Below are 8526 nucleotides of genomic sequence, written 5' to 3'. Positions count from 1 at the left end.
CGCTCGGCTGGGAAACCCCAGCCGAGCGCCTGCATAAACTCATCGCGGCCTGATCAAACCGACCACGTGTTGCAACGACCCCTAGAAACCGCCCCCTCGCCCGGGGCACTGCCACGTCCGCGCCGCTACTTCCTCAGCTTCCACACCGGCGCGGTGGCGATCGCCTTCAGCTGGTCGTTGCTCAGCGCCGGGGTGCTGCGGGTCGCCGGGGTCTGCTGGGTGCCACTGTTGAACGCGCTGATCACCACCCGCAGGCCGTCCGCGTGCAGGGTGTCGACGGTCCACATGCCCGGGTTGGAACCCCGCTTGCCGACCACCACCCTGGTGCCGTCCGGCTGCGCCTGGGCGCTGCCGAACAGCTCCTCCTTGGTCTTGTCGTCGCGGGACCAGTCCTGCACATTGATCTCGACCAGGGACTTGCCCTTGCCGTCGTTGACCACGAAGTTCGCGTAGCCCGGCTGGCCCCCGGTCTCCGTCTCGGTCAGCCCGGACGGCAGCAGCTTGGCGACGATCGCCAGGATCTCGTCCTTGCCGTACTCCTTGCCGTTGTCCGGCCCCGGCTCCGGCCGCGGCTCGGGGAACCTGGCGATGATCCCGTCCCAGGCCTTGTCGGTGACGACCGCCCTCAGCTGCTCCGGCGACAGCGGCGGCGTCCGACGGCTGTCCGGCGCGCCCTTCTCCGCCTCGGCGTTCCACTCCGTCAGCTCGATCACACGGCCGTCGGCGCCGCCCAGCCAGGCGGACCACCTCTTGGTGCCCGCCTGCTTGTTCGGGTACTCGTAGCCCTGGAACAGGGTCAGCTTGCCGCCGCCCGGCAGGCCCGCGCTGGTGCAGGCGTCGTACGGGACGAGCTTCCGGTCCGGGCAGCCGTTCTCCGTCAGGACCGGGCTGCCGGCCCCGACCCGGTTGACCGAGACCGCCATCGCGGCCCTGCCCCGGCCGTCGTCGAAGACCAGCGTGCCGCCCTGGCGTTGGCCGGCGTTCTCGTCGCTGGTCCGGCCGCCCGGCAGCAGACCCCGCAGGGTGGCCAGCACCTCCTCGCCGGTGACCTCACCCGGCTCCGCGGAGGAGGCCGCGGCCGGAGCCGCCGAGCCGCTCCCGCCGCCACCGGCGGTGCTCGGGGCGGCCGCGGGCACCGTACTCGGGCGCGGCGAGGAGCCGGTGAGGTACACCGCGCCGGTCCCCACCAGGGCCAGCGCGGCCGCGCCGCCCACCACGGCGGCGGTCGAGCGGCGGCGCCAGCGGCGGCGGCCGCGCTGGTACCCGCCCGCGAGCAGGTCGGACGGCTCGGTGTGGAAGCCCTCGCCCGTACGGGTGAGGGCGTAGAGAAGATCGTCCTCGAACTTGTCCGGTTCGGACATGGGTGGTCACCGTCTCCTTGCGTCACGAAGTTGCGTCACGAAGTCGCGTCACGGATCGCGCCACGGATCGCGTCCCGGACTGCGAGAAATGGTCAGCGGGCGGCGAGCTCGGCCAGCGAGTCGCCGAGCAGGCCGCGCAGCCGGGCCAGCGCCCGGGTGGTGCGGGTGCGGACCGCCCCCGGGGAGGAGCGCAGCACCTCGGCGGTCTCCGCGACGCTGCGGTCCTCCCAGTAGCGCAGCACCAGGACGGCGCGGTCCTTGGGCGGCATCCGGCCGAGGGCGTCGAGCAGGGTCATCCGCAGCGCGCCGTCCGCCTCCCGCGCCTCCGACTCGGGCACCGCCCCGATGGGGCGCTCGGTGCTGGAGCGGCGGCGCTGCTGGGCGAGGAAGGTGCGCACCATCACCGTGTGGGTGTAGGCGGCCGGGTTGTCGATCCGGTTCCGGCCGCCGGTCCAGGCGCTGCGCCGCCAGAGCACGTACATCCGGCTGAGGGCCTCCTGGACGAGGTCCTCGGCGTAGTGGGTGTCGCCGCTGGTCAGCAGGCAGGCCGAGCGGTACAGGTGGCCGGTGCGGCCGGACACCAGCTCCAGGAACTCGGCGTCCTCGGCCTCCCGGCCCGCCCCGATCCACCCCATGCCCACCGCTCCCCCGTGTCCGCGCTCCCCGACACTTCTTGGATGCGGCGAGCGGCCCACGACGTTACAGCCGTTGCGGAGGATTCCTCCGTGCACTCCCCGGGCGCCGGGCAGGTGCCGCGCACCCGGATCAGTCGGCGGACCTGCGGCGCAGGTCGCGCAGGACGACGCCGCCGCCGATGAGCAGCGCGACCAGCAGCGCCCCGATGCCGAGGACGTACGTCGCGGTGCGGCCGTCGCGGTCGGCCTGGGTCTCGCCGAGGCCGACCGGCCGGGGCACGATCGGGGCGGCGGCCAGTTGGACGGGGGCGTCCGGGGTGGCGGTGAACGGCGCGCTCTCGGGGGCCTTGGTGACGGCCCTGACCGGGTCGACCACGCCCCAGCCGACGAACCGGTCCGGATCGCGCTGGGTGCGCTGGGCGGTCTGCTCGATCCAGGCCCGCACCTGGGCCGGCTTCCAGTTCGGGTGCGCGCCGACCAGCAGTGCGACGAGCCCGGACACGTACGGGGCGGAGAAGCTGGTGCCGTTGTCGACGCACTGGCCGCCCCGGGGGACGGTGGAGAGCATGTCGACGCCGGGTGCGGCGACCTTCACGAAGGAGCCGTACTGGGAGAACGGGGCGCGCTCGTTGTTGCGGTCGGAGGCGCCGACGGCGAGCACGGTCGGGAACGCGCCGGGGTAGGTGTCGCCCTCCTTGCCGTCGTTGCCGGTGGAGGCGACCACCACGACGCCGCTGTCCTCGGCGGCCTGGACGGCGGCCTTCAGCTCCTGGTACCCGCCGAAGCCGGCGGCGCCGGCGCCGCGGACGTCCTGGGAGATGTTGATGACCTGCGCCTTGGCCCTGACCGCCTCGTTGACGGCCTGGACCAGGGTGGAGACGTCGCCGTTGCCGTCGCTGTCGTTCTGGCGGATCGACAGGATGGTGGCGTCGGGGGCGAGCCCGACGAAGCCCGTCCGGTCGTCACGGCGGGCGGCGATGATGCCGGCCACCTTGGTGCCGTGGCCGACCGGGTCCTCCTTGGAGCTGCCCGGGACCTTCTCCTTGGTCTCCCGGTTGACCAGCAGGTTGCGGCCCTCCAGGACCTTGCCGGCCAGCTGCGGGTTCTGGTCGTCCACGCCGGTGTCGATGACCGCGACGGTCACCCCCGCGCCGGTGGTCCGACCGCCCTGCCACAGCTCGTCCAGCAGCAGGCGCTGCAGCGACCACGGCACGGTCGGCACGTCGGGCGCGTTCTTCGGGCAGTCGCCCGCGGCGGCCAGCCCTGGTCCGCTGTCCGCGTGCGCCGGGGCGGCGAGCGGGCCGCCCAGCACGGCGAGCGCGGCCAGTGCCGCGGCCGCCTTCCGGTACCCGCGTCCGGACACCCTGCCACCCCTCATGTCGTCCACCCGTGCCGCGCGCCGAAGGGCGGGTGCCCGCAGTCCGAGCACCCGCCCCCTCACGTTCCCGCTGGGGAACGCGTGGTCAGCTGTTCCCCCACAGCTTGGCGTTGTTGTTCTCGGTCGTCCGGTAGCTCTGCGCGGCGCCGTCCAGCGAGGAGGCGATCTGCGTGCAGACCTTCTGCAGGTCGGCGGCGCGCGCGTCCCACTGGGTCTGGTGGGCCCGGTAGCCCTCCTGGGCCGCGCCCTGCCAGCTGGACGCGATGCGGTTGACGTCGCCCTTGAGGTCGTTCAGCAGGTGGTCGATGCGACCGGCCGAGGCGCGCACTTCCTCGGCCGCGTGGTGGACGGTCTCGAAGTTGACGAGGATGTGGTCGGACACGATGTCTCCCTTGACGAGGATGCGGAGCACCCCGCGCTCAGCCGCGGGCGCCCCACCGAGCGGAAGGTCGGAACAGAACGGTGATCAGCGCGGTGCGGCTGATCAGCCCTGGGCGTTGGAGAACAGCGCCTTCTGCTCTTCCTCGGTGCTCGCGTAGTGCTTGGTGGTCAGCTCGATCGCGTGCTGGATCGCGGTCAGCGACTCCTTCAGCTTCGCGATGTCGGTGTTGACCTGGTCCTGCAAGGCCTTGTAGGCGTTCGCCGCCTGGCCCTGCCAGCCGCCGGTGATGCCATCGACCGTGCTGATGAGCTTCTGCCGCTCGGCCTCGATCTTCCCGATCGCGTCCTCGATCCGCTTGGCGAAAGCCAGCATCTCCTGAGCGGTCATCGTGAACTGACCCTGAGCCATGCTCCACCATCCCCCATGAGACAGACATTGCGTGTACGGAGGGCAGCGCGGCCCGACCGTCCCATCACCCTAGTGATGTCCAGGAGCACTGTAGTCGGCACACGCAGCTCGCCCAACACCGAACTCGGCGCAGTTACCGGACCATGACACCGCGGCCAATTCCGTTGCCGGGCTTGGTCGATCAGGCGTTCTGCGGCTGGGCGGCGCTCTTCGCCGTCAGCGGCGGTCCGGCCGGGACGAGGTCCGACCACTCGTGCGGCACCGGGAGCGGCTGGAGCTCCTTGTAGCCCAACCTGGCCTGGTTGGCGCCCGATTCGTCCTGCGGCGGCTGCTGGTCCGGCGTGGTGGCGCCCGGCTGCGGGGTGGGCGCCCTCGGGGCGGCGCCCTGGCCCGGCTGTCCGCTCCGGCCCGGCTGCGGGGTGGGCGGGGTGGTGGCGCCGCGGCCGCCGTCGCCGTTGGACGGCACCGAATAGCGCAGACCGGTCTCGGTGATCAGGAAGTCGGTGCCGGAGCCGCCCGCCGCGTTGTCCAGCGCGCGGTAGAAGAGGCCGTGCCCGGGCGTCACGTACGCGGCGCCCGCGCCGTTGTTGTACGGCGCCGGGTAGGACGTCCCGGCCCACACGCTGCGCCGGGGAGTGCGGCCGTCCTCGGCGACGCCGTCGAAGGTGCTGCACACGACCAGGCGCGCGTCCTGCCGGTCCTGCCAGTTGTTGGCCGGCGCACCGGACTTCAGCGGCCAGTCGTCCCCGGTGCTCGGCAGCCGGACGTCGTTGCCGAGCTTGGCGTGGTCGGCCGGGGTCATCTCGTCGCTGCGCGGCCGCTTGTCGCCGTCGTACTTGTAGAGGTCCTGGTAGTCCGGGTTCTGCCGGATCAGCTCCGCCTGGAACGGCGTCACCAGGTAGAGCCGGTCCTTGCCGACCACGTAGTGGCGGTCCTGGTAGTGCACCAGCCGGCCGATCCGGCGGTCGGCCTGGTTGCCCAGCTCCACCGAGGAGTTGGGGTTCGGGCTGTCCGCCACCCCGTCGACCTTCGGGAAGGTGATCGGGCTGCCGGTCACCAGGGTGTCCAGCCACTCGCGCTTGACGCGCTGCGGCACCGCGTTGGGCCCGAAGACCGCGGTGATCAGCGACTTGCGCTCCTTGTCGTCCGCCTGCGGCGAGCCGATGCCGTGCTTGCGGCCCTGCGCGTCGACCAGGAACACCTTCGCGTCACCCGGCCCGGCCGCGGGCTGGCCCGGCGCCGGCTGCGCGGAGACCTGCTGCTCGTCCGCCTGCTGCACCAGCAGCAGTTGGTCCTGGCCGAGCATCCGGTCCCTGGCCGCCAGCGCCGCCGCGTCCGGGCCGGCCGCCACGAACACCGCCTGGTTGACGGTCTCCTGCTTGTCGTCCGAGCCCGGGCGGTCGCAGACCGACCACTTCATCGGCTTGTCCGCGTTGTCCCTCGCCGGCAGCTTGTCCGGCGCGTACGGGATGCCGATCGTCGGACCGTGGTTGGGGTAGCTGTCGAGCACCCCGTCGTCGACCACCACCACCTTGGCGTCGGCCGGCAGCACCAGCCGCGCCGAGGACATGTTGAGCACCTGGTGCAGCCGCTTGGTCCGGCCGTCCGGGTCGGTCAGCACCACGTACCGGGTGGTCGACTTCTTGCCCTGGACGACGTTCTTGCCGTCGTCCCAGTGCAGCGGCGCGCTCGGCTTGAACACCCCCCACAGCCCGAACCCGGCGACGATCACCGCCCCCGCCAGCACGCTCGGCAGCACCGCCTTCACCGGGCGCGGCGCGTCCTCGTCGCTGCCGCCGCCACCGGGCAGCAGGAACGCCCCCACCGTGCGCTTGCGGGCGAAGGTGTACGCGTTCAGCTCGTCCCGGCGCGATGCCATCCTCGTCGTCCCCCTCGTCAGACAGTGTCGGACCGGCCTGCACCACCCCCCGCACCCGCCGGGCGGGAACCCGTACGAACCCTCTACGATGCGGCAGCAGACGGTGAGTACGGTACGGGTACGGTCCGCGCACCGGCCAGCCGGGCCGCGGCAACTGATCAGAGAGGGTCACCCGGGGGATGCCAAGCCAGACCGCTCCAGGACGCCGCGGACCGGCAACGGGCGGGAGGTCGCGCCGCTCCGGCCGGGCGCAGCGCGGCGGCCCCGCCCCCGAGACCGCGCCCGGGCAGCCGCTGCCGCCCGCCGGCGAGAGCGGCGGCGGTGAAGGCGGCGGCGGTGAAGGCGGTGGCGGCGGGCCCGTCCTGATCCGGGTCAACCCCCGGCCCGGGCTGCTCGGCGGGCGGCTGAGGCTCCAACAGCTCGTCCTGGTCGAGGTCGCGGCCGCGCTGGTCGCGGTGGGCTGGACGATCAGCCGGCCGGTCGCCGCCGGCTTCGGCGCGGTCGCGCTGGTCCTGGTGGTGCTCGCCGTGATCCCGCTGCGCGGCCGGACCATCCCCGAACTGCTGCGGGTGCGCGCCGCCCTCAAGTCCCGCCGCCGGCAGGCCCGCGGCACGCTGCCGCCGGCCGGCACCGACCCGGCGCTGGCCCCCGCCCTGGAACTCGAACCGGCACTGCGCACCTGCACCCACGCCACCGAGGCCGACCTGGGCGGCCGCCCCGTCCGCCGGGAGACCGGCATGGTCGGCGACGGCACCTTCCTCAGCTCGGTACTGCTCGTCCAGGCCAAGGACCAGCCGCTGCGCCCGGTGCGCACCGCGCTGCCGCTGCCCCTGGACGTGATCTGCTCGGCACTCCAGATCGACGACATCACCCTGGAGTCGGTACAGCTCGTCCAGCACACCCAGCCGGCCCCGGCCCCGCACCTGCCCGAACAGTCGCTGGCCGCCCGCGCCTACCGGGAGCTGCCGGACGGCACCGCCACCCCCGGGCTGCGGCTGACCTGGGTGGCGCTCAAGCTCGACCCGGAGCGCGCCGCGGCCGCCGTCCGGGCCCGCGGCGGCGGCGAGGAGGGCGCCCGCAAGGCGCTGCAACGGGTGACCGACCAGCTGGCCGGGCGGCTCAACAGCGCCGGGTTCAACGCGACCGTGCTGGACGAGCGCGAGCTGATCGCCGCGCTGGCCATCTCCACCTGCGCCAACCCGCTCGCGGTGGCCGGGCGCCAGGGCACCGGCAGCGGCGGCGGGACCACCCGCCGCACCCAGGAGGGCAGCCGGTTCTGGCGGATCGACGACCGCTGGCACAGCACCTACTGGATCTCCCGCTGGCCGCAGCTCAGCCGCCCCGGCGGCTCGCCCGGCCGGATCGCCGCGCCCGACCTGGTCAACCTGGTCACCGGCTCCCCCGCGCTGGCCAGCACCTTCAGCCTGACCGCCGGGCGCGGCACCGGCGGCTCGGTGACCGTCAGCGGGCACCTGCGGGTGACCGGGCGCAGCGAGAGCGAGGTGACGCAGGTCGGCCGCCAGGTGGAGGCTCGGGCGCAGGGCGCCGGACTCGGCCTGGTCCGGCTCGACCTGGAACAGGCCCCCGGGGTGCTCGCCACCCTGCCGCTGGGAGGAGCGTCCTGATGGCGTACCAGACCTATCCGGCCCCCGGCCCGCAGCACGGCACCGAACGGCCCCGGGCGCGGTCCCGGATCCTGCCCGGCTTCGGACTGCGCGGCCCGCGCCGGGAGAAGCACGTGCTCGACGCCTCGGACCTCGGGGCGCTGGCCTTCCCGGTCGGCGACGACGGCGTGGTGATCGGCGTCGACCCGCAGGGGCTGCCCGCGGTGCTCGGCCTGTTCCGGCCCAGCGCGTACGACCTGGTGCTGGTCGGCGGCGTGTGGACGGCGCAGGTCGTCGCGCTGCGGGCGGCCGCGATCGGCGCCCGGGTCGCGGTGGAGACCGCGCGCGGGCAGCTGTGGGGCCCGCTGGCGCAGGCCGCGGGCGGCGGGCAGCCGTGCGTGACGGTCCACCAGGTCGGCCGACTCGGCCCGCAGGGCGCCTCGGTGGCCTCGCCGGTCCTGGTGGTGCGCGACCTCGGCGCCCGCCCGCCGCGCAGCCGGCTCTCCGCCACGCCCTGGCAGACCACCCTGACCCTGCTGCCGTACCTGGGGCCGAACGCGGCCCGGGTGCTCAACGCGGCCGACCTGGTGGGCGTGCAGCGGATCTCCCCGCAGGAGGCGGAACTGACCGGCCGGGTGCTGTCGCTCCCGCCGGAGGACGTCGCCGCGCTGCCCACCCTCGGCGACGACCTCACGCTGTGGGCCACCCGGGTGCGGCGCCAGTACGTGCGGGCCGTGGCCGGGCAGGCCGAGCAGCAGGTTCTCGGCGGTCCGCGCCGGATGGACTGAGCGGCGGCGCCGGGCCCGGGGGGCCGCTCCGGATCCGACGCCGCCTTCAACGGGGGTTGCCGCACGGCCTAGTCTTTGATGCGGTAACGGC

The 8526-nt window shown here is 74.0% G+C and carries 8 protein-coding genes; 2 read left to right on the top strand and 6 right to left on the bottom strand.

What is annotated here, in order from left to right:
* Positions 1 to 125: 125 nt before the first annotated feature.
* The 6 genes from ABT015_RS32780 to ABT015_RS32755 form a co-directional block, all read right to left on the bottom strand.
* Positions 126 to 1361, bottom strand: coding sequence for a hypothetical protein (locus ABT015_RS32780; RefSeq protein ID WP_350885684.1), 1236 nt, complete (start codon positions 1359 to 1361; stop codon positions 126 to 128).
* Between the two features lie 92 nt (positions 1362 to 1453).
* Positions 1454 to 1996 carry a SigE family RNA polymerase sigma factor gene (locus ABT015_RS32775; protein ID WP_350885682.1) on the bottom strand — a complete coding sequence of 181 codons (543 nt, stop codon included), beginning with the start codon at positions 1994 to 1996 and terminating at the stop codon, positions 1454 to 1456.
* Between the two features lie 130 nt (positions 1997 to 2126).
* Positions 2127 to 3374 (bottom strand): type VII secretion-associated serine protease mycosin, encoded by a 1248-nt coding sequence (gene mycP / locus ABT015_RS32770; protein ID WP_502897458.1) that lies wholly within the window; start codon positions 3372 to 3374, stop codon positions 2127 to 2129.
* Between the two features lie 85 nt (positions 3375 to 3459).
* Positions 3460 to 3756 (bottom strand): WXG100 family type VII secretion target, encoded by a 297-nt coding sequence (locus tag ABT015_RS32765; protein ID WP_350885678.1) that lies wholly within the window; start codon positions 3754 to 3756, stop codon positions 3460 to 3462.
* Positions 3757 to 3858: 102 nt separating this feature from the next.
* On the bottom strand, positions 3859 to 4164 hold the full coding sequence (locus ABT015_RS32760; protein WP_350885676.1) for a WXG100 family type VII secretion target: 306 nt from the start codon (positions 4162 to 4164) through the stop codon (positions 3859 to 3861).
* Between the two features lie 181 nt (positions 4165 to 4345).
* Entirely contained in the window at positions 4346 to 6043 is a 1698-nt protein-coding gene (locus tag ABT015_RS32755; protein WP_350885674.1) for a type VII secretion protein EccB, read from the bottom strand.
* Positions 6044 to 6222: 179 nt separating this feature from the next.
* Here ABT015_RS32755 and eccE point away from each other — a divergent pair, with 179 nt between their 5' ends.
* Both eccE and ABT015_RS32745 read left to right on the top strand, forming a co-directional pair.
* Entirely contained in the window at positions 6223 to 7668 is a 1446-nt protein-coding gene (gene eccE, locus ABT015_RS32750; RefSeq protein WP_350885672.1) for a type VII secretion protein EccE, read from the top strand.
* Positions 7668 to 8435 carry a hypothetical protein gene (locus tag ABT015_RS32745; protein WP_350885670.1) on the top strand — a complete coding sequence of 256 codons (768 nt, stop codon included), beginning with the start codon at positions 7668 to 7670 and terminating at the stop codon, positions 8433 to 8435. Before eccE ends, ABT015_RS32745 begins: the two co-directional genes overlap by 1 nt.
* Positions 8436 to 8526 lie beyond the last annotated feature (91 nt).

It is taken from the genome of Kitasatospora sp. NPDC094016 (genome assembly GCF_040304045.1).
Classification (GTDB): domain Bacteria; phylum Actinomycetota; class Actinomycetes; order Streptomycetales; family Streptomycetaceae; genus Kitasatospora.
This window is presented reverse-complemented; position numbering and strand designations above follow the sequence as displayed.